General features: G+C 61.2%; 17 protein-coding genes and 1 tRNA gene. 17 read left to right on the forward strand and 1 reads right to left on the reverse strand.

Annotated elements, in window-relative coordinates:
* Positions 1-68: 68 nt before the first annotated feature.
* From DW823_RS04720 to DW823_RS04780, 13 genes are all read left to right on the forward strand, one after another.
* On the forward strand, positions 69-536 hold the full coding sequence (locus DW823_RS04720) for a YfcE family phosphodiesterase (protein ID WP_118080684.1): 468 nt from the start codon (positions 69-71) through the stop codon (positions 534-536).
* Positions 537-945: 409 nt separating this feature from the next.
* A tRNA-Asp gene (locus tag DW823_RS04725) sits at positions 946-1,023 on the forward strand.
* A 344-nt stretch (positions 1,024-1,367) separates the two neighbouring features.
* A complete protein-coding gene (locus tag DW823_RS04730) occupies positions 1,368-1,853 on the forward strand; it encodes an Rrf2 family transcriptional regulator (protein ID WP_118080686.1) in 486 nt (161 codons plus the stop codon).
* Between the two features lie 21 nt (positions 1,854-1,874).
* Positions 1,875-2,780, forward strand: coding sequence for an adenine glycosylase (locus DW823_RS04735; protein WP_118080688.1), 906 nt, complete (start codon positions 1,875-1,877; stop codon positions 2,778-2,780).
* Between the two features lie 114 nt (positions 2,781-2,894).
* Complete coding sequence (gene rbr, locus DW823_RS04740) at positions 2,895-3,434, forward strand: rubrerythrin (RefSeq protein WP_006235152.1); 540 nt, start codon at positions 2,895-2,897, stop codon at positions 3,432-3,434.
* Positions 3,435-3,872: 438 nt separating this feature from the next.
* Positions 3,873-4,295, forward strand: a complete 423-nt coding sequence (locus DW823_RS04745; RefSeq protein WP_118080690.1) for a hypothetical protein — start codon at positions 3,873-3,875, stop codon at positions 4,293-4,295.
* Between the two features lie 123 nt (positions 4,296-4,418).
* The gene (gene rmuC, locus DW823_RS04750; protein ID WP_118080692.1) at positions 4,419-5,774 is read left to right on the forward strand and encodes a DNA recombination protein RmuC; all 1,356 of its coding nucleotides are present in this window, start codon (positions 4,419-4,421) and stop codon (positions 5,772-5,774) included.
* A 125-nt stretch (positions 5,775-5,899) separates the two neighbouring features.
* Positions 5,900-7,702 carry an ABC transporter ATP-binding protein gene (locus tag DW823_RS04755; RefSeq protein WP_118080694.1) on the forward strand — a complete coding sequence of 601 codons (1,803 nt, stop codon included), beginning with the start codon at positions 5,900-5,902 and terminating at the stop codon, positions 7,700-7,702.
* Between the two features lie 63 nt (positions 7,703-7,765).
* Positions 7,766-8,431, forward strand: coding sequence for an endonuclease III (gene nth / locus DW823_RS04760; RefSeq protein ID WP_118080696.1), 666 nt, complete (start codon positions 7,766-7,768; stop codon positions 8,429-8,431).
* 120 nt (positions 8,432-8,551) lie between these two features.
* The gene (gene mfd, locus DW823_RS04765) at positions 8,552-12,184 is read left to right on the forward strand and encodes a transcription-repair coupling factor (RefSeq protein WP_118080698.1); all 3,633 of its coding nucleotides are present in this window, start codon (positions 8,552-8,554) and stop codon (positions 12,182-12,184) included.
* A gap of 215 nt (positions 12,185-12,399) precedes the next feature.
* The gene (locus tag DW823_RS04770; protein WP_118080700.1) at positions 12,400-13,263 is read left to right on the forward strand and encodes a phosphatase PAP2 family protein; all 864 of its coding nucleotides are present in this window, start codon (positions 12,400-12,402) and stop codon (positions 13,261-13,263) included.
* A 45-nt stretch (positions 13,264-13,308) separates the two neighbouring features.
* Positions 13,309-14,334, forward strand: coding sequence for a low specificity L-threonine aldolase (locus DW823_RS04775; protein ID WP_118080702.1), 1,026 nt, complete (start codon positions 13,309-13,311; stop codon positions 14,332-14,334).
* 77 nt (positions 14,335-14,411) lie between these two features.
* Positions 14,412-14,993 carry a GNAT family N-acetyltransferase gene (locus DW823_RS04780; RefSeq protein WP_118080704.1) on the forward strand — a complete coding sequence of 194 codons (582 nt, stop codon included), beginning with the start codon at positions 14,412-14,414 and terminating at the stop codon, positions 14,991-14,993.
* A gap of 45 nt (positions 14,994-15,038) precedes the next feature.
* On the opposite strand, the gene DW823_RS04785 is transcribed toward DW823_RS04780, so the two are convergent.
* A complete protein-coding gene (locus DW823_RS04785; protein ID WP_118080706.1) occupies positions 15,039-15,761 on the reverse strand; it encodes a GntR family transcriptional regulator in 723 nt (240 codons plus the stop codon).
* Positions 15,762-15,966: 205 nt separating this feature from the next.
* Here DW823_RS04785 and DW823_RS04790 point away from each other — a divergent pair, with 205 nt between their 5' ends.
* The 4 genes from DW823_RS04790 to DW823_RS04805 all read left to right on the forward strand — a co-directional run bounded on the left by DW823_RS04790 (position 15,967) and on the right by DW823_RS04805 (position 20,310).
* Positions 15,967-16,959: an SIS domain-containing protein gene (locus DW823_RS04790; protein WP_006235139.1), complete on the forward strand. Its 993-nt coding sequence runs from the start codon at positions 15,967-15,969 to the stop codon at positions 16,957-16,959.
* Between the two features lie 331 nt (positions 16,960-17,290).
* Positions 17,291-18,373 carry a DMT family transporter gene (locus DW823_RS04795; protein WP_118080708.1) on the forward strand — a complete coding sequence of 361 codons (1,083 nt, stop codon included), beginning with the start codon at positions 17,291-17,293 and terminating at the stop codon, positions 18,371-18,373.
* A gap of 182 nt (positions 18,374-18,555) precedes the next feature.
* Positions 18,556-19,479, forward strand: coding sequence for a PTS mannose/fructose/sorbose transporter subunit IIAB (locus DW823_RS04800; protein WP_118080710.1), 924 nt, complete (start codon positions 18,556-18,558; stop codon positions 19,477-19,479).
* 36 nt (positions 19,480-19,515) lie between these two features.
* A complete protein-coding gene (locus tag DW823_RS04805; protein WP_006235136.1) occupies positions 19,516-20,310 on the forward strand; it encodes a PTS sugar transporter subunit IIC in 795 nt (264 codons plus the stop codon).
* Positions 20,311-20,314 lie beyond the last annotated feature (4 nt).

The raw sequence follows: 20,314 nt of genomic DNA on the forward strand, positions 1-20,314 counted from the left end.
CAAAATCGTCTGCGGAGCCGTGGGGCTTTTTGCATGAATGCACCAAATCTTTTTGCGGAAGGGATCCCATGAACAGTGCAAGCGCCAAGCGTATCGACATTATCTCGGACACCCACGGCTATCTTTCGCCTGCGCTCTTGGACGAGCTTAAGGGTGCGGATCTGATTATCCACGCCGGTGACCTTACGTCGGAGATGGATTACGAGCATCTGCGCACCATCGCCCCCGTGCGAGCGGTGCTGGGTAATAACGACTACTACCGCGACTACGGCCCCGATGTGGACCGCTTGGCGCTCTTTACCTACGAAGGCCTCAAGTTCGCCGTAGCCCACTACCGTGAAGACCTTCCGGTGGGATCCGTGGACGTAGCCATCAACGGTCACACCCACGTAACCAAAGAAGCCCAAGTAGGCCGCTGCCTGGTCCTCAACCCAGGCAGTGCCAGCTATCCAAGAGGCACCCGAGGCCCCACCATGGCCAGAATGCTCGTCAAGGACGGCAAGATTCTGAGCACCAAATTTATTGACCTAGAGTAGGTGCAACAAAAACGGGGGATGCAGATCGCATCTCCCGTTTTTCTTTGAGCCAAAGGCCGAAGTTCAACAACAATCTTAGACAACCCTGCCGAGGAGAACGGGGACCTCGAGCCGCGGAAGCGGCGAGGAACAAAGTCTTTGAAGCAAGTGACGGCAGGGAGGGTCTCCGGGGCCGGCTGGCGCGGGTTGAGTTTGTCGCGAGTTCCGCACGCAAAGGAAAGCACTTAATGTGCTTTCCGTCTTGCGCAGGACTGTAGAGCAGCAAACTCAACCCGCGCCAGCCGGCCCCGGAGACCCTCCCGGAGGGACCGAAAAACTTTTTCAAAAAAGTTGTTGCGCGCCGGACAGACTTCTGTGTATACTAATCCCCGCAGCGCACGCGAGCGGAAACAAACGCGAACGACTGCCTGGGGAGTTAGCTCAGTTTGGTTAGAGCGCCGGCCTGTCACGTCGGAGGTCGCGGGTTCGAGCCCCGTACTTCCCGCCAACGCAATTAAAGCCACGTCTTCGGACGTGGCTTTTTGCGTTTAATAGGCCCTCGATCTTATATGCCTCTTTATCCAAATCACCGCATTCGCAACGAGCGAGCCGGCCTCTACTGATATATGTGTTCAAACAGGGGGTTTGTTGCGCAACATCTGTTCAATGAAGCAGGGGGTTCGGTTATACTAAATTGCACTTTAGGCCGTACCTGATTCAGCTAGTCTTCAAGTGCGGCATTCAGTGAACACCCATTTTATAATTTGGTTGTTCAGGCGGTCATTTGGCGTCTCGACACAAGCTCGGCCCCGGAGCTCGTTCGAGCTGTTCGTATTCCTTGAAAGGGGAAACATGGACATATCGAGGAAGACTGATTATGCCCTTCGCATGCTTGCGATGCTTGCCGAGGAGCCGGAGCGGTTGCTTTCTGTTCGCACTGCTGCCGAAGAGGTCAATGTTCCGTATTCGTTTGCCCGTTCGATTCAGCACGGCTTGGTTCAGGCCGGCATTGTGGAGAGCCTGCGTGGTGTTCATGGCGGCATGCGCCTTAAGGTGAGCCCCGACGATGTCACGATCCGTCAGGTCGTAGAGGCCGTTCAGGGCCCCATGGTTATGAACGATTGCACCGCGCCCGATGGCGACTGTGCGCGCATGGGCACGTGCTGCTATCATCCCCTGTGGGCCGGAGCCCAGGCGCTGATGCGCGACTATCTCGATTCCGTTTCGCTCGGCGATATCGTCGCCCATCGCCAGTTTCCGGCTGTCGATCCCAAGTTCGCCGACCGCGATGCGTTTCCCGAGTACGCCGCCTGCGCGTATGCTTGCCGGGAGGAATAGCGCCGCATAAGGAGCATTGTCATGATTCAGGACCCTTTTCGTTCGATGATTCGTTCGGAAGGGGTCCTGCGTTATCGCGACCTTCCGTGGCGCCGCACGCGCGACCCGTATATCATCTGGCTTTCCGAGGTCATGCTGCAGCAGACGCAGGTGCCGCGCGTGGAGACGCGCATGCCGGCGTGGCTCGATCGCTTTCCGACTGTCCGGGCGCTTGCTCAGGCCGCCCCTTCCGATGTCTTGGATGCGTGGCAGGGGATGGGCTACAATCGCCGCGCCCTGGCGCTTCACAGGGCTGCACAGTGCGTTGTGGAGGACTGGGATGGGGAGTTTCCGCGTGAGATGCACGATCTGGTCGCGTTGCCCGGCATTGGCCCGGCAACGGCGCAGGGCATCCGTTCGTTTGCATTCGATCTTCCGGGCGTGTATCTGGAGACCAACGTGCGCACGGTCTTTTTGCATCATTTCTTTCCCGATGTGCCGGCCGTTCCCGATCGCGAGCTGGTGTCGCTGATTCAAGCTGCCTGTCCGGCGGCCCCCGGTGCGGCGGCGGATGAGATTGCGCCCTTTGCCGCGCCTCAAGACGATGCCGACACGCCGCGCGCGTGGTATTACGCGTTGCTGGATTACGGCGCGTATCTTAAAAAGACGCTGCCCAATCCGTCCAGGCGGTCGGCGAGCTATAGTCGTCAGTCCAAGTTTGAAGGCTCGCGTCGCCAAAAGCGCGCCCACATTGTGCGCATGCTGCTGGCGGCGCGCGATGGGCAGCCGGCAGGTATTACGCTCGATGAAGCTGTTGCAGGCGTTAACGAGATGGAGACGGCAGCCGGCCGAGAGCCGGTCGAGCGCGAGCTGGTCGCAAGCATCCTTGCCGATCTGGAGCGCGAGGGCTTTTGCCGCTCCGAGGGCGATCGTTGGTTGAGCGTGTAGCCCGCTCAAATCTGAAGAACGGGATTGTAAGGTTTAAATTCTCGGCTTGAGGGCATCCTAAAGACAGGGCCGCTCAAAGCCTATGGGCGGCACGTGTTGAAGGGAAGTACACCTATGGATTTTGAGAACTCTCAGACCAAGAAGAACCTCGAGACTGCTTTTGCCGGTGAGTCCCAGGCACACACCAAGTATCGCTACTATGCATCCAAGGCCAAAAAGGACGGCTACGTTCAGATCTCGAATATCTTTGCCGAGACGGCGGGCAACGAGTCCGAGCATGCCAAGCTGTGGTTTAAGTATCTGCACGATGGCGCCGTTCCGGGCACTCTGGACAACCTGCGCGACGCCGCCGCGGGCGAGAACTACGAGTGGACCACGATGTATGACGAGTTTGCCAAGACCGCCGAGGAGGAGGGCTTTGCCGAGATCGCCGAGAAGTTCCGCGGCGTCGCCGCTGTCGAGAAGGCCCACGAAGAGCGCTATAACAAGCTCGTCGAGCGCATTGAATCGGGCGAGGTGTTTGAGCGCGAGGGCGTAAAGGTGTGGAAGTGCCTGAACTGCGGACACCTGCATGTTGGTGCCGAGGCGCCCGAGGTGTGCCCGGTGTGCAACCACCCGAAGGCGTACTTTGAGGAGCAGGTGGTGAACTACTAGCGCGTGGTGCTAGCGTGAGCTGGGCCGGGAGGGCCGGACTACCTTCCCTCCTCGCTCACGGCTTCGCAGGGTCGCGTTGAGGGAAGGTAGTCCGGCCCTCCCGGCCCGCTTCGGGTCGTCGCGTGCTCGTTACTGAAAAGCTGATTAGAAGTTTGTGTGCCGCCCCTTTTGGGGCGGCACTTTTTGTGTGGGGTCCCGGTCTTCACAATTTCCGTCAAGCTTTTGGTTAGGTTTTGGTCGGTTGGCGTAAGGGCGGAAGGGCAAAAGATCATTCGATAAAAAAGCTCAGAGAAAGTGCTGGTAGGGGAGTTGTTGAGCTTTTCGACAGTTTTCTGACTATAGAATCTTTGCGGCTATTGCCGCGGATTTCGTTGCCGCGGTCGCGATGGTGCGGGATGCTGGGCGCAAGCGTCGAATGCTCCGATTGAGGAGGCCAACATGGATCTGTTTCTTGAGACCCCGCGGCAACAAGCCGAGCGCATGTTGCGCCAGCAGCAACGGCTTATGGAGATGCAAATGCAAGGGGCGGCCGTCCAGCCTCCTGCGCAAAACGCCGCGTCCGCGGTATCGTCTGCGGGTGAGGTGGACCCAGGAGCCTATTCCGTACAGCAAGATTCATATGCGCAGGAGCTTGCGTTCGACAAGCGTCGTGCGCGTCGCCGTCGTTGGACCCAGCGCCTGCGTACGCTGGCGATGATCGTGCTGATCCCGTTAGGGCTCGCGGCAATCTTCTTGGCCTCATATGCCCTCACGTGCATTCTCAACGGCGCCTCGCCCAGCGAGGTGCTTGAGCACTTAGCAGCTCTCGGCCAGCGCCTAAGCGATGTCGTAGCAACCATCCGCGCCGGCTGGGAGAGTTAGCGTTTTAGTACCTGTGGCCCAAAATCCATTTGTCCGATTGCCGCGTGACGCCCGGTGCGTGTGGCGGGGTAAGATTGATCGCGGTTTTGATTGATGATCGATTGAGTTTGTTGGGCGGAGTCTATGTCTGCTATTGATATCGTGCTTGTTGTGATTGCTTTGGTGGCGGTGGGGGTTGCTGTGGCTTGTGCCCTGCAGCTTAAGGGCCTTCGTGCCGAGCTGCAGGAGCGTGGCGATGACGGGGCAGAGATGCTGGCTGCGCTCGAGCAGGCCAACAACGCGCTCGACACCCTCAACGTCGCGTTGGCAGAAACCCGCCGCACGGCAAATGCCATCGCGCAACAGCAGACGACCGATGCGGCCGTAGAGCAGCAGCGTTACCTGACCATCGCGCGTGAGCTCTCGCAGGCTGGCGACCGTATGGATGACCTGCGCCGCGAGACGGCCCAACAGCTCGGTGCCAACCGCGAGGGCATCGAGCACCGCCTGGACAAGGTGCGCGAGACGGTCGATGCCCAGCTGGGCGCCATCCGCAAGGACAACAACGTGCAGCTCGATCAGATGCGCGCGACGGTGGACGAGAAACTCTCCCGTACGCTCAACGATCGCCTGTCTGCATCGTTTAAGCAGGTGAGCGACCAGCTCGAGGCTGTGTACAAGGGTTTGGGCGATATGCAGTCTATCGCCACCGGCGTGGGCGACCTCAAGCGCGTGCTGGGCAATGTAAAAGCGCGCGGCATTTTGGGCGAGGTACAGCTGGGTGCAATCCTGGCGGACATCCTTACGCCCGACCAGTATCTGGAAAACGTCGCCACCAAGCCCGGCGCCTCGGAGCGCGTTGAGTTTGCCGTCAAGCTGCCGGTGGACGAGGGCGATCCCGTGCTGCTGCCGATCGACTCCAAATTCCCGGGCGACGCGTACGAGCATCTGCTCGACGCGCAAGAGTCGGGTGATGCCGAAGCTGTGGCCACCGCGCGCAAGACACTCGACGCTATGGTGAAACGCGAGGCAAAGGACATCTGCGAAAAGTACCTGAGCGTGCCCGCGACCACCAATTTTGGCATTATGTTCGTGCCGTTTGAGGGCCTGTACGCCGAGGTCGTCAGCCGCCCCGGGCTTATCGAGACCCTGGGCCGCGACTATTACGTTAACGTTGCCGGCCCCAGCACCATGGCGGCCATCCTCAACAGCCTGCAGATGAGCTACCAGACGTTTAAGTTGCAAAAACGCACCGATGACGTGCTGCGCGTGCTCTCTGCCGTCAAGGCCGAGCTGCCGCGCTATCAGGCGGCGCTGCGCCGCGCCCAGCAGCAGATCGAGACCGCAGGAAAGACGGTCGAGGGCATCATCACCACGCGTACCAACGTTATGGAGCGCAAGCTCAAGGATATCGACGCGCTGGAAGACGCGCGGGAGGCCGACGAGATCTTGGGACTCACGTCTGCGGAGCTGCTCGCAGACCAAAAAGACGAGGACTAGCTGCATCTGACGGCGGGGCGCCTGCGCAAGCGCGGGACGCGGGCGCTTTTCGCGTCGCACTTGCCTGAAGTGCGCTTTAGTGTGCAACAATGGCGTTTCGCCCTATCAGACGCGAAAGGAAGCCCATGTCTCAGAGAAACACCAGTCCGCTCAAACGCTCCACCGTGCGCCGCACGCTGCAGCGTTTTTGGGACGTCACGCGCACGCAGCCGCTGATCGTCTTTCTCTCGGTGTTCTCGTCGGCGGGCTACATCTTTTTGCTCACGTTTGCCAACACCTACGTGATGGCCCTCATCGTCGACCGCGTCCAAGCGGGTTCCGTGGCGGGCGATCAAGTATTCGAGGTCTTTGGTCCCTACATTCTGGCGCTCGTGCTCGTTAACCTAGTGGGCCAGATCCTCTCCAAGCTGCAGGACTACACCGTCTACAAGCTCGAGATTGCGGGTAACTATCACTTGGCGCGCCTGTGCTTCGACACGCTCTCCAATCAATCCATGACATTTCACACCAGCCGCTTTGGCGGATCGCTCGTGAGCCAGACGAGTCGTTTTATGAGCGGCTATACGGGGCTGGTAGACGTGACGGTGTATTCGCTCATTCCCACTATCACCTCGGTTGTCTGCACGGTGGCGGCGCTCGCTCCGGTGGTGCCGACGTTTACCGTGATCTTGGTGGGCATCATGGTCGTCTACATCGCGTTTGTCTGGCTTATGTATAAGCGCATCATGCCGCTTTCGGCCGCGACGTCCGCCGCGCAGAACAAGCTGTCGGGTGTGCTGTCCGACGCGGTCACGAACATCCTGGCCGTCAAGACCTGTGGGCGCGAGGACTTTGAGCGCGACCTGTTCGATGCCGCCGACCGCGCCGCGCGCGACGCCGAGACGGTTTCGATGCACGCCATGATGCAGCGCAACTTTACGACCTCGGGCCTTATCGTCATCACCATGGCCGTGGTGAGCGTGTTCGTCGCGGGAGGCAACGCGTGGTTTGACATCTCTGCCGGCGCGCTCGTCATGATTTTTACCTATACGTACAACCTCACCATGCGTCTGAACTACGTAAGCTCCATGATGCAGCGCATCAACCGCGCGCTCGGTGATGCGGCCGAGATGACGCGCGTGCTGGACGAGCCGCGTCTGGTGGCAGACGACGAGAACGCTCCCGAGCTTAAAGTGACCGAAGGTGCGATTGATTTTGAGCACCTGAGCTTTGCATACCGTGACGCCGCGGCGGGCGAGAACGTGTTCGACGACCTGACGCTTCACGTGGCGGCGGGCCAGCGCGTGGGCCTGGTGGGCAAATCGGGCTCGGGCAAGACGACGCTCACCAAGCTGTTGCTGCGCCTGGACGACGTACAGGGCGGCCGCGTGCTCGTGGACGGTCAGGACGTCTCGCGCTGTACGCAGCAGAGCCTGCGCCGCCAGGTTGCCTACGTGCCGCAGGAGGCGCTGCTGTTCCATCGCACCATTCGCGAGAATATCGCCTACGGACGCCCCGACGCCACCGACGAGCAGATCCGCGAGGCCGCGCGCCTGGCAAATGCCCTGGAGTTTATCGACCGTCTGCCCAACGGCTTTGACACCATGGTGGGCGAACGCGGCGTTAAGCTTTCGGGCGGTCAGCGCCAGCGCGTGGCCATTGCCCGCGCTATCCTGACCGACGCGCCGATCCTGGTGCTCGACGAGGCGACGTCTGCCTTGGACAGCGAGTCCGAGGCGCTGGTGCAGGAGGCGCTCGAGAACCTGATGCGCGGTCGCACCTCCATTGTGGTGGCACATCGCCTGTCTACCGTGGCGGCGCTCGATCGCATCGTGGTGCTGGCGGACGGCGAGATTGTCGAGGACGGTACGCATGCGCAGCTTGTCGAGGCGGGCGGCGAGTACGCAAGCCTGTGGGGCCGCCAGACCGGCGCATTTTTGGAGGCGTAAAGACCCCATACGTGGGACAATCGTGCCCATAGGTTTGTTATGCCGCTGAAGCGAGGAGTCATTATGCCACGCGAGACCAATGCCGCCAAACGCGAGCGCGCCGTTGAGGTGTGCGAGCGCCTCAACCGTCGCTATGGCCCGGTCGAGTGTTTTTTGGATCACGAGAATCCCTTTAGGCTGCTCATTGCCGTACTGCTCTCGGCGCAGACGACCGACGCGCAGGTCAACAAGGTGACGCCGCGGCTGTTTGCCCAGTGGCCCACGCCCGAGGCCATGGCGGGGGCGAGCGTGGCCGATGTGGCCGGTACCATTAAGTCACTCGGCTTTTATAAGAGCAAGGCCAAGCACGCCGTGGAAGCCGCGCAGATGATCGTCACCGATTACGGCGGCGAGGTACCGGCCGACATGAAGGAGCTCGTCAAACTGCCGGGTGTGGGGCGCAAAACGGCGAACATCGTGCTCAACGTGGGGTTTGGCATTGTCGAGGGCATCGCGGTCGATACGCACGTCAACCGCATTGCACACCGCCTGATGCTGAGCCCCAAGACGCATGCCAAGGAGCCGCTCAAGACCGAGCAAGATCTGCTCAAGATTTTGCCGCACGAGTATTGGGAGTCGGTCAACCACCAGTGGATTACCTTTGGCCGCGAGATCTGCGATGCCCGCAAGCCTAAGTGCGACGAGTGCCCGCTGGCAGACCTTTGCCCCAGCGTGCGCGTTTTGGGGTAGCTGTTTGGCGTGCGCTGGCGTGTCCATCTCATGCGCTACCATGACAGGCAATGAAATCCGCCGCATACCCGCCGAGCTTGCCCCGGCGGGCTTTTGGCGTTGCAATGCCGGAGGAACAGCATGCTCATTCACCGTATAGCCGCGCAGCTCTACACTGCCGAGGCCTTGCAGACTGTCGAGGCCGGACTCGATGCCGGCGAGGACGTGACGCTGGCCGTGTCTCAGTCGGGTCGCACGCTTATGGCCGCCGCCCAGTTTGCGCGCCGTCCGCGCCCCACGGCCTACATTGTGAGCGGCGAGGACGCGGCCGATCGCGCCGCGCGCAGCCTTGCCGCTTACGTGGGCCTGGCACACGTGTGCCGTTTTCCCGAGCGCAAGGACTATCCGTGGCGCGAGCAGGCGCCCGACGACGCTGTGGTTGCCCAGCGCTGCGAGGCCCTGGGACGCATCGTGCGCGGTGACAACTGCATCATGGTCGCCTCGGCCCGCGCGCTGCTGCGCTGTGTGCCACCAGTCGAGAGCCGCTACTGGGAGTCCACGACCTTTGCGGTGGGCGAGGAGATCCCTTTTGACGAGGTGCCGCAGCGCCTGGTGGGCATGGGCTACACCAATGCCGGCGCCGCCGACGCGCCCGGCATGTTCCGCGTACACGGCGACACCGTCGAGGTGTTTCCCGCGCAGGAAAAGGCGCCCGTGCGCATTGAATTTTTCGGCGACGAGATCGATCGCATCCGCCGCATGGTGAGCTCCACGGGCCAAACCATCGGCAACGAGGACAGTATCGAGATCTTCCCGTGCCGCGAGCTGGCGCTCACCGACGAGGCGGTCCACAACATGCACGTGGCGCTCTACCGCGCAAGCCAGGACGACAGCAAGCTGGCGGCGCTGCTCGAGATGGTGGATGCACGCATCGTCACGCCCGAGCTCGACCGCTTTTTGCCGGTGATGTACGGCCAGACCGTGAGCCCGTTGGCACACGTGAGCGGCAAGGCACTCGTGGTCCTGTCCGAGCCGCGCTCGCTGTTCGACGACTGCCTGCGTGCCTACGAGGATATCGAGGCTCGTGCCGGCGAGGCAGGGATTGACCGCCTGGACGGTCTGTACGTGCGCGCCCAACAGCTCGATTTTGGTGCCCAGCAGCGCTTGAACTACGTAAGCCTCATCCGTGCCGGCGGCGCGGTGACGGCCGAGCTCAAGATTGAGCAGCCTGCTATCGCAGGCTCGGACAACCGTTTTATGACGCGCATCCAGGAGGTCGTGGGCAAGCGCTACGCCTGCGTGTTTGCCATTCCCGATCGCGGTGCGCGCGAGTCGATGGAGCTCACTTTTGGTGACGAGGGCATTACCTTTGAGGAGTCGCTGACGGCCGCTCCCGAAAACGCCGGCGCTATCGGCGACCGCGTGCGCGTGGCAGCGGCGGATTCCGCCGACCGTGCTGCCCGCCAGGATGCTCATGCTGTAATTCGCGAGCGCCGCGCCGACGCGCTCAACGCCCGCTCGCTCGAGGCGGGCGCCGCCCAAGCTGCCGCCGGTGCCGCCGTGCCCACCATCTCGCGCGGACGCGTGACCTTTGTCGATGCCGCCCTGCCGCAGGGCGTGGTGGTGCCCGATGCCAACCTGGCCGTGTTCTCGATTGCCGACCTCAACGCCCGCATGGACGCCAACCGCGCGCGCAGCCGCCGCAAGGTGGACATTACGCAGATCACGTTCCCGTTTAAGCCGGGCGACTACGTGGTGCACGCAACGCATGGCATCGCGCTCTTTAGCGAGATCGCGCGCCAGGAAGTGGGCGGCAAGGAGCGCGACTACTTTTTGCTGGAATATGCCGACGGCGACAAGCTCTACGTGCCGCTGGAGCAGGTTGACCGCATTACGCGCTACGTTGGTCCCGACGGCGACAAGCCGCGCCTGACCAGGCTCAACACCGCCGACTGGACGCGTGCCACCAACAAGGCGCGCAAGAACGCCAAAAAGCTGGCGTTTGACCTGGTCGATCTGTATACGCGCCGCTCTTCGATTACCGGTATCGCTTGTCCGCCCGACACGCCCGAGCAGATCGAGATGGAGCAGAGCTTCCCCTACGACGAGACGCGCGATCAGCTGGAGGCCATCGCTGACATTAAGGCCGATATGGAGGCGCCCAAGCCCATGGACCGCCTGCTGTGCGGAGACGTGGGCTTTGGCAAGACCGAGGTCGCCCTGCGCGCGGCGTTTAAGTGCGTGGACTCCGGTCGCCAGGTCATGGTGCTCTGCCCCACGACCATTCTGGCCCAGCAGCACTACGAGACGTTCTTTGAACGCTTTGCCCCGTTTGGCCTTGAGGTCGAGGTGCTCAGCCGTTTCCGTACGCCGGCGCAGCAAAAGCGCGCGCTCAAGGCGTTTGCCGAGGGCACGATTGACGTGCTGATCGGCACGCACCGCCTGCTTTCGGCCGATGTGAACCCCAAGAACCTGGGCCTGGTGATCATCGACGAGGAACAGCGCTTTGGCGTGCAGCACAAGGAACAGCTCAAGAACCTGCGCGAGCAGATTGACGTGCTCACGCTCTCGGCAACGCCTATTCCGCGAACCATGCAGATGGCCACGAGCGGCGTGCGCGACATGAGCCTGATCACCACACCGCCGACCGGGCGTCGTCCCGTGATCGTGCACGTGGGGGAGTACGACCCCGACATGGTGAGCGCGGCGATTCGCCTGGAGGTGGGCCGCGGTGGCCAGGTGTACTACGTGTCCAACCGCGTCAAGACCATCGACGACGCCGTGGCGCGCGTGCACGAGGCCGCGCCCGAGGCGCGCGTGGGCGTGGCGCACGGCAAGATGAGCCCGCGCGAGGTCGAGGACGTGATGATTGAGTTCGCGACCAAAAAGATCGACGTGCTCATCGCCACGACCATCGTGGAGAGCGGCATCGACAACGCGACCGCCAACACGCTGATCATCGAGGACTCGCAGCGCTTGGGTCTGGCACAGCTCTACCAGCTCAAGGGCCGCGTGGGTCGCTCTGCCACGCAGGCCTACGCGTACTTTATGTTCCCGGGCGAGCTGCCGCTCACCGAGGAGGCGACGGCGCGCCTGACCGCACTTTCCGAGTTCCAGGACCTGGGCAGCGGCATGCGCATCGCCATGCGCGACCTGGAGATCCGTGGTGCCGGCTCGCTTATGGGCGCCGAGCAGCACGGCAACCTGTCGAGCGTGGGCTTTGACCTGTTTACGCAGATGCTGGGCCAGGCCGTGGCCGAGGCGCGCGGCGATGACGATGCCGGCGTGGAGGCGGCGAGCGTGGGCATTAACCTGCCGGCCGATTACTTCTTGTCCGAGGAGTACTTGCCGGCGGTGGACCAGCGCGTGCTCGTGTACCGTAAGCTCGCGGCGGCCGAGGACCTGGAGAGTGTCGACGAGGTGCAGGAGGAGACCGAGGCCGCGCATGGTGAGCTGCCGTTGGCGGGACTCAACCTGTTCAACCGCGCGCGCATCCGCATTCGCGGCGAGCGCCTGGGGCTCGAGAGCGTCACGCTCAGCGGCGGTCGCATCACGTTTTTGGGCGTCGACGTGCCCAAGAAGGTGGCCTTTGAGCTTAAGACCCGCTATGGCGCGGTGAACTTCCCCAAGAGCCGCAAGCTGTCGGTGCCCTACAAGGCGGGCGCCGGTGCGGGCAGCGGCCTGGGTCGCGGCCTCGACGCCAATGACGGTACCGGCCCCGTGGCCGCGGCGCTCATGCTGCTACAGCAGCTGGGTGCGAGCGACGACGACTAACGGGTCGACGCTGCAAACGCCCCATTTGGGCAATCTGACCCTCACTCGTCGGTCGCGTACGCAAGTACGCTTCCCTCCTCCTTCGGGCCACCTTGCCACAAATGGAACGTTTTCGCTTACTTATGCTCAACCTGTAAGGGTATTTACGGGACAAAGCCATCTTCGTCTCACCTACATTGCAGGCTGACCGCCCTTCGACCGACCGAAAGGAAAGCATGTTCGGATACATCTATAAGAAAGATGTCGCCATTATCGCGGTTGTCCTGTGCCTTTGTCTGGGCGTGGGCAGCTTCTTCGATTATCAGATCTCGAGTGCGCTGTTCAACGTCGGCAGCATGTACGGCCGCTTTATCGAGGCTGCCGGCGAGCTGCCGTTCGAGCTGACGACAAGCGTCGCGGGCGTTATGCTCGTGCGCGCGGTGCGTCCCGACTCCAGGGGGAGCAAATGGCTCGCCGTGCTCGGCATCCTCGTCAACGTTGGCCTGGTCGGCTACGAGATCGTCTCGTCCCTGAAGGTTGGCGGCAAACTCATCGCTGTTCAGTTGGTGCTGACGTTTGTGCTGGTCATCGCTGCCAACCTTATCGTCTATCGCCTCACGCGCGCGACCGAGTCCGACGAGCTCACGCGCTGGGCGTTGATGGTACTTGCCGTGTGGGTCGCTCAGGCCATTATCCTCAACGTGATCGTCAAGCCGCTGTGGTCGCGCCCGCGCATGCGCGTGATCGAGGTCACGCCGGGGCTCAATTTTCAGCCGTGGTGGGTGATCGGCAACCCCGACAAGTGGGCCTTTATTGCCGCCGGCGTGATCAAGGACGGCTTTAAGTCGTTTGCGAGCGGACACACGGCGCACGCGGCGATCGGCCTTATGCTCGCAGGGCTTCCCGCGGCGGCCTTTAAGGAAAAACCTTCGCGTCGCCGGGCGGTCTTTTGGACGGCGGCTGTGGTCTCGGCACTCGTCGCCTTTGGTCGTATCGTGATTGGAGCTCACTTTTTGAGTGATGTGAGCTGCGGCTTTGCCCTGGTGCTGGCGCTTGAGTGTCTTGCCGCGCGCATTGCCTATCCCAACGGCGTACAATAGCCCCGTTTGAATCATCGGGCCCGTGCCCGGCTAGAGAGGATTGCCATGCTCGCGTTTAACAACGACTATTCCCACGGCGCACATCCGGCAGTGCTGCAGGCGCTCGTCGACACCAACATGGAGCCGCAGTCCGGCTACGGTACCGATGCGCACACCGAGCGTGCCAAGCAGCTTATCCGCGAGGTCTGTCAGGCGCCCGACGCCGACGTGTTTTTTCTAGTGGGCGGCACGCAGGCCAACGCGACGGTGATCGACATGCTGCTCGCGCCGTACGAGGGCGTCGTTGCTGCTGAGACTGGCCACGTCGCCTGCCATGAGGCGGGCGCTATCGAGTTTGGCGGCCACAAGGTGCTCACCATTCCCGGCTACGAGGGCAAGATGCACGCCGAGGACCTCGAGAACTATATCCAGGTGTTCTACGAAAACGAGAGCTACGAGCACGCGGTGTTCCCGGGTGCCGTGTATGTGAGCCTATCGACCGAGTACGGCACGCTGTACTCCAAGGCCGAGCTCGCGGCGATTCACGCGGTGTGCCAGAAGCGCGAGATTCCGCTGTTTGTGGATGGCGCCCGCCTGGCCTATGCGCTGGCGGCCGATGAGTGCGACATTACCCTGCCCGAGCTGGCGCAGCTGTGTGACGTGTTCTACATCGGCGGCACCAAGTGCGGCGCGCTTTGCGGCGAGGCCGTGGTGTTTTGCGGCATGCGCGCTCCGGCGCATCCCATTCCGCGCATTAAGCAGCACGGTGCGTTGCTGGCCAAGGGTCGCCTGACGGGCGTGCAGTTTGAGGCGCTCTTTACCGATGGCCTGTATTTTGAGATTGGTCACCAGGCGATTGAGACCGCTCAGGCGCTTCGTCGCGTGCTGCACGAGCGCGGCTACCAGTTCTTCTTGGAGACGCCGACCAACCAGCAGTTCGTGATTCTGCCCAACGAGGACATGGCCCGCATTCGCGAGCATGCCTCGATCGAGTACTGGGAAAAGTACGACGATACTCACACGGTGGTGCGCTTTTGCACCAGCTGGGCCACGACGCAGGAGGATATCGACGCGTTGGCGGCTGTCCTGTAGCCTGATGTAATGACAAGGGGCCGCCCTGCGCCTGAGCTTGGCGCAGGGCGGCCTTTGCTTTTGGGGAGAAGGGTTGTATGACCGAGATGTCCGAGCCGACGATTCGCCTGGCGACGCCCGATGATGCGCCGGCGTTGCTTGCCATCTATGAGCCGTATGTGCGCCAGACGGCGATTACCTGCGAATACGAGGTGCCGAGCGTTGAGGAGTTCGCTGGGCGCATCGAGCGTACGCTCAAGCGCTATCCATATTTGGTGATGGAGTTGGACGGGCGTCCGGTAGGCTATGCCTACGTGAGTTCGCTTAACAGCCGCGAGGCGTACGACTGGTCGGTCGAGACATCGATCTACCTGGCGCGCGATGTGCGCCACGGCGGGCTGGGCCGCAAGCTGCACGACGCGCTCAAGCAATGTCTGATCGCGATGGGCATCACCAACATGTGCGCGCTCATTGCCGTGCCGCACGACAAGGACGACGAGTACCTGACGCACAACAGCCAGGATTTCCATGCCCATATGGGATATCGCCTGGTGGGCGCCTTCGACCGCTGCGCCCAAAAGTTCGGCCGCTGGTACGACATGTGCTGGATGGAGCTGGTCCTGGCCGAGCGCGTCCCTAACCAACCTAAGCCAACCTGGTTCCCCGACCTCCTCGCCTAAAACCACCACGAAGGTGCCTGTCCCCTTTGTGGTGGTTTTGGCAGGTTAGCCGATGGGCTCGGTATATTTGGCGCGGTCGGTGCGTTGGATGCGCTTGGAGACATGGAGTGGGCGGCCGTCGGTGTCGTAGACGTAGTCGGTGATTAGGATTAGCGCCTGCCCGCGCTCGACGTTGAGCAAAAACGCCTCGTTTTGCGAGGCATAGCACACCTCAAAGGTCTTGTGCCCCTGTGCCGGCGCGCGATGGAATTCTTGACGCAGCGTCGCGTAGAGCGATCCGTTGAGGTCGCGATCGATGAACGACCCAAAGCTTGGCGGCAGATACGTGGTCTCCAAGCACAGCGGGGCGTCGTCCAGATAACGTAGACGGACAAGTTTGACGAGCTTGCTGCCCACGGCGGCGTCAAAGAACTTAGCTATGCTGCCGGCCGCCTTGGCAAAGCCCGAGTCCACGGTGCGCGTGGTGGGCTTCATGCCCTGACCCTGGACCTGTGCCGTATAGCTCGAAAACACCAGGTTGTTCTCGTGGAGCGCGGGCGTGTCGGCCACAAAGGTGCCACGTCCGCGCTCGGTGCGCACTAGGCCCTCGTCAACTAACACCTTAAGCGCGTGGCGCACGGTACTGCGCGACAGCCCCGATTCGTCCATGAGCTCCATCTCGGACGGCAGCTTGTCTCCGCGTGCGTAGGTGCCGGCGGCGATGCGGTCACGCAGCGTACCCGCCAGACGCTCGTATTGGGCCAAGTTCTTTTTTGACGAAGTGCTCATGCGAACAACCTGTATCTAACTTGTATGCTTGGCTAATCAAGCATGTATCCAATACAACAATAAAATCGCTGGTAACGAGTTATCGAAAACCGCATCAGCAAAATTTCTAAGACAAATATAGCATACAACTAGTCGACATCGTTAAAACATGTATGTAACTTGTATGCCATCGACAGCATCAAACGAGAAGAAAGGCTGATGCACGATGACTACTCAGGAACAGGTTAAGGACGTCGTCTCCCAGGTTTTGGCTGACAAGGCAGACAAGGGCGGCATCAAGCGCGTCGTGTGGATCGGCGCCGGCGGATCCAACGGCGGCAACTATCCTGCCCAGTACTTTATGGAGCACGAGGCCACGCAGGTCGTGAGCTCCAGCTACACCAGCAACGAGTTCGTGCACGCCACGCCTGCCTACGTCAACGAGAACACCCTGGCCGTCGTCGTGTCCATGCGCGGCACCAAGGAGACCATCGTCGCCGCCCAGGTCGCCAAGGACCACGGCGCCAGCACCATCGCCATCTATGTTGACGAGTCCGGCCTCACCGAGGTCTGCGACTACAAGATCCAGTACGACAGCCTGGCCGTCGACGAGTCCTGCATGGGCCGCACCAACTCTGCCGTCGTGACCATGATCGCCATGGAGCTTACGCAGCAGACCGAGGGCTATGCCGAGTACGAGACCGCTATGGCCGCCTTCGACTTGGTCGACCCCATCTATCGCAAGGCCGTCGAGTACACCCGTCCGCTCGCAGCCAAGTGGGCCGAGCAGAACGCCGACAAGCCCTGCATCAACGTGATGGCTCAGGGTCCGCTCTTTGGTGCCGCCTACGTCTTTAGCATCTGCAACGTGCAGGAGATGCTGCAGATCGACTCCTGCACCATCAACACCTGCGACTTCTTCCACGGTCCCTTCGAGATCCTGGACAAGCGTACCTCGCTGTTCCAGCTCATCAGCGTCGGCCGCAGCCGCTGCAACGACGAGCGCGGCATTCGCTTTGTCAACCAGTACGGTGGTGAGCGCGTCTACCAGCTCGACGCCAAGGAGCTCGGCCTCAACGACATCAAGGACAGCGTGAGCGAGTACTTCAACCACCTGATCTTTGCCCCGATCCTCAACAACGTCTACATGCGTGCGCTCTCCGCCGTCACCCACAAGGACTACATGACGCGCCGCTACATGTGGAAGCTGGATTACTAGGGGATATTGGTTCCGCCGTTCTACCGAACGGCGGACCGGCCGACGCTGCGCACCCGGCATTTGGCCAATCTGCCGTTCAATTTCAAAGGCGCGACCAGAAGGTCAGCGCCTTTTCATTTCACGGCACCTTGGCTCAAATGACGGGCGCTCGCTGACATTGCCAAAACGTCGGCGTTGCCGTGGTTGGCACTTGGGGACGTTTCTTTTGTGCTGGCACTTGGGGACACTCCTGGGAATCATTTCCTCGTTCGCCGATTTGTGTCTTGAAAAATGTATATAACGACTATAACGTAGTGTGAAACATATTGGAAACAATACCGAGGAGGCTGCGTTGAAGAAAAGCAATCTGGGCTATGTGCTGGTGCTGGTCGCCGCGCTTATGTGGGGCAGCATCGGAATCTTTGTAAACGGCATCTCGGCCATGGGCGTCTCGTCCCAGAGCATGGCTGCCTTTCGCTTGTTGGTCGGAGCGCTTATCTTGGCGCCGGTCCTGATGTTTATGGGCTGCCGTCCGGGTGAGGGGTCTACCGTGGCTCAGGGTCCGCTGGCCCTGTTCAAGGCAAGCCCTAAAGAGCTTGTTCCCTGCGCGCTTGTCGGTATCGTCGGTTTGGCCGCCGCCAACACCTGCTATTACGAGTGCATGGGCGAGGTGGGCATGTCCACGGCCTCGGTGCTGCTCTACACCTCGCCGGTGTTTGGCGTCATGCTCGGTCGCGTGCTTTATCGCGAGGACGTGACCCCCAACAAGCTCGTTGCCATTGTCTTCAACATCGTTGGCTGCGTGCTTGCAGTGACCAATGGCGACCTTTCCGGTTTTCATTTTTCGGTTTGGGGCGTCACGTCGGGCGTGATTGCGGGCCTTTGCGGTGCGTCGCTCGCGGTGTTTAGCCGGATAGCAACTAAGACGGTCCACCCGCTGGCTGTCACGTTTTGGGGCTTTGTTTTTGGCGGTGCGGTTATGGCGGCTATCGCGGCTCCGTGGCCGGATGTCGCCGCGGCAATGTCGCCACAGCTGCTGCTGCTGTTCCTTGGCTTTGGACTCATCCCCACAGCCGTGGCTTACATCTTATATATGCAGGGTCTGTCCATGGGGCTCGAGACATCGAAAGTTCCCGTCGTAATGTCTTTCGAGACGGTCGTCACCGTACTGGTGGGCATTGGTGTCTATGCCGAGCCCGCCGGCGTGATCAAAGTCCTGGGCATCGTGCTGGTGCTCGCGTCCATTCTGATTATGAACACCGACTTCTCAAAGCTACGCAACAGTGTGTTTGTCGGTCATGTTGTTGAGAGCATGACCTTTAAGCCCAACGCGTGGTGGACCGAAAAATCTCAGGACATGGATCTGTTTAAGGAGCGCACGGGCATTGCGTTGGAGCCCACCGTGCAGGAAAGCCCCTGGTACTTCGTGCGATAGGGGATTGGCAAGGCGTCTGATCTGGGGTTATCCAGCCAGCGCCGGCCTACCCAGCCCCAACGTTTCAAGTACGTTAAACCCGTCAACGGTCGATTTTCACCCGCGAACGGTCTTTATACTAATTAGCAATATCCGCAACGTATAAGACGTTATAATGACCATAACGAAAAGGAGGAGGCAAGATGAATCAGATCATTCTCGCATCTCATGGCGGCCTGGCCGCAGGCGCCAAAGACACGCTCGAGATGGTTCTCGGCGACGTGTCGAACGTCCACGTCGTGTCGCTTGCTCGTGACGACAAGGAGCCCATCACCAATAAGGTGGACGCCATGATCGCCACGTTCAACGCGGACGACACCGTCTATGTGCTGACCGATATGCTCGGCAGCTCGGTCAACAACAACATGGTCGAGCTTTCCAAGAACGGCACGAAGTTCACGGTTGTCAGCGGTTTCAACATTCCGCTGGCGCTCACGCTCGCTATGAGCCCCGTCCCCGTCAAGGGCGCTGAGCTCGCGGCCCTCATCAACGAGGCCCGCACCGGTCTGACCAACTCCAACGCGCCGGTCGAGGTCGCCGCGGCTCCCGCCAAGAAGGCCAAGGCGTCCCGTCACAGCTCCGGTCCCGCCAAGATCGTCCTCGCACGTCTTGACTACCGTCTGCTGCACGGCCAGGTCGTCTTTACCTGGACCACCAAGGTTCAGGCCGAGCGCATCATCGTCGTCGACAACGCTGCCGCCAACGATGACATCAAGAAGGGCGCTCTTAAGCTGGCCAAGCCCCAGGGCGTGCGCCTGAACGTCTTCACCGTCGAGCGTGCCCTCGCCAAGATGGACAAGCTCAACACCCTCGGCGAGCGCGTCATGTTCGTCTTCGGCAACACTGCCGAGATGCTGCAGTTCTGCCAGGGCTACAAGCTCGACGCCATCAACCTGGGCGCCACCGCCAACCACGACGGTGCCGATCAGGTCGGCGGCAAGGACAGCTCCGTCTTCCTCGACGCCACCCAGAAGGCCGACGTCAACCAGCTGCTCGACATGGGCATTAAGCTCTACGTCCAGCAGACCCCTACGTATCAGAGCGTCGACATCGACGCCAAGCTGTAATCAACCAGGCTTTTGCCTGACTGAAAGGAGAAGGGTATGAATACGTTCATCAGTGCGGTGCTCGTCGGCCTCGTCGGCGTGTTCTGCATGTGGGACTCCCGCCTGCTCGGTCGTCTTAACTTCGAGCAGCCCCTCGTTGGCGCTACGCTCGTCGGTCTGCTGCTGGGCGATGTGCCCACCGGCCTTGCCGTCGGTGCCGCCGTCGAGCTCGTGTCCATGGGCCTGGTGCAGGTCGGCGCCGCCGTTCCGCCCGATATGGTCCTGGGCGGCATCGTGGCCGCTGCCTTTGCGTGCCTGACCGATGCTTCCGCCGAGACCGCCATGACGATCGCCATCCCGGTCGCCGTCCTGGGTCAGCTCCTCGGCATCGTGTTCCGTTCCATCATCGCCGCCCTCACCCATGTGGCAGATAGCGCGATCGATAACGGAAAGTTCAAGACCGCCTACCGTATGCACATCTGCGCCGGCTCCGGTCTGTACGCCGTCATGTACTTCCTGCCGATCTTCCTCGCCGTCTTTGTTGGCACCGACCTGGTTCAGGCCATCGTCAACATGGTTCCCGAGTGGCTGTCCACTGGTCTTAACGTTTCGACCAAGATCATGACCGCCTACGGCTTGGCCCTGCTGCTCACCATGATGATCAAGAAGGGTATGACTCCGTTCCTGTTCATCGGTTTCCTGCTCGCCGCTTACCTCAACCTGTCCGTCATCGCGGTCGCTCTGATCGGTGTGTGCCTGGCTGTCGTCTTCATGGGCTTCAAGTTCAACGGTTCCCATGCAGCCGCCGGTGTCGATTCCGACTACGATCCGCTCGAAGACGACGAAGACTAAGGAG

It is taken from the genome of Collinsella sp. AM34-10 (assembly GCF_003469185.1).
Lineage (GTDB): Bacteria > Actinomycetota > Coriobacteriia > Coriobacteriales > Coriobacteriaceae > Collinsella.

Coding starts and splice junctions, on each gene's coding strand:
- DW823_RS04720 (WP_118080684.1), top strand. CDS start 69: ATGAACAGTGCAAGCGCCAAGCGTATCGACATTATCTCGGACACCCAC.
- DW823_RS04730 (WP_118080686.1), top strand. CDS start 1,368: ATGGACATATCGAGGAAGACTGATTATGCCCTTCGCATGCTTGCGATG.
- DW823_RS04735 (WP_118080688.1), top strand. CDS start 1,875: ATGATTCAGGACCCTTTTCGTTCGATGATTCGTTCGGAAGGGGTCCTG.
- rbr (WP_006235152.1), top strand. CDS start 2,895: ATGGATTTTGAGAACTCTCAGACCAAGAAGAACCTCGAGACTGCTTTT.
- DW823_RS04745 (WP_118080690.1), top strand. CDS start 3,873: ATGGATCTGTTTCTTGAGACCCCGCGGCAACAAGCCGAGCGCATGTTG.
- rmuC (WP_118080692.1), top strand. CDS start 4,419: ATGTCTGCTATTGATATCGTGCTTGTTGTGATTGCTTTGGTGGCGGTG.
- DW823_RS04755 (WP_118080694.1), top strand. CDS start 5,900: ATGTCTCAGAGAAACACCAGTCCGCTCAAACGCTCCACCGTGCGCCGC.
- nth (WP_118080696.1), top strand. CDS start 7,766: ATGCCACGCGAGACCAATGCCGCCAAACGCGAGCGCGCCGTTGAGGTG.
- mfd (WP_118080698.1), top strand. CDS start 8,552: ATGCTCATTCACCGTATAGCCGCGCAGCTCTACACTGCCGAGGCCTTG.
- DW823_RS04770 (WP_118080700.1), top strand. CDS start 12,400: ATGTTCGGATACATCTATAAGAAAGATGTCGCCATTATCGCGGTTGTC.
- DW823_RS04775 (WP_118080702.1), top strand. CDS start 13,309: ATGCTCGCGTTTAACAACGACTATTCCCACGGCGCACATCCGGCAGTG.
- DW823_RS04780 (WP_118080704.1), top strand. CDS start 14,412: ATGACCGAGATGTCCGAGCCGACGATTCGCCTGGCGACGCCCGATGAT.
- DW823_RS04785 (WP_118080706.1), bottom strand. CDS start 15,761: ATGAGCACTTCGTCAAAAAAGAACTTGGCCCAATACGAGCGTCTGGCG.
- DW823_RS04790 (WP_006235139.1), top strand. CDS start 15,967: ATGACTACTCAGGAACAGGTTAAGGACGTCGTCTCCCAGGTTTTGGCT.
- DW823_RS04800 (WP_118080710.1), top strand. CDS start 18,556: ATGAATCAGATCATTCTCGCATCTCATGGCGGCCTGGCCGCAGGCGCC.
- DW823_RS04805 (WP_006235136.1), top strand. CDS start 19,516: ATGAATACGTTCATCAGTGCGGTGCTCGTCGGCCTCGTCGGCGTGTTC.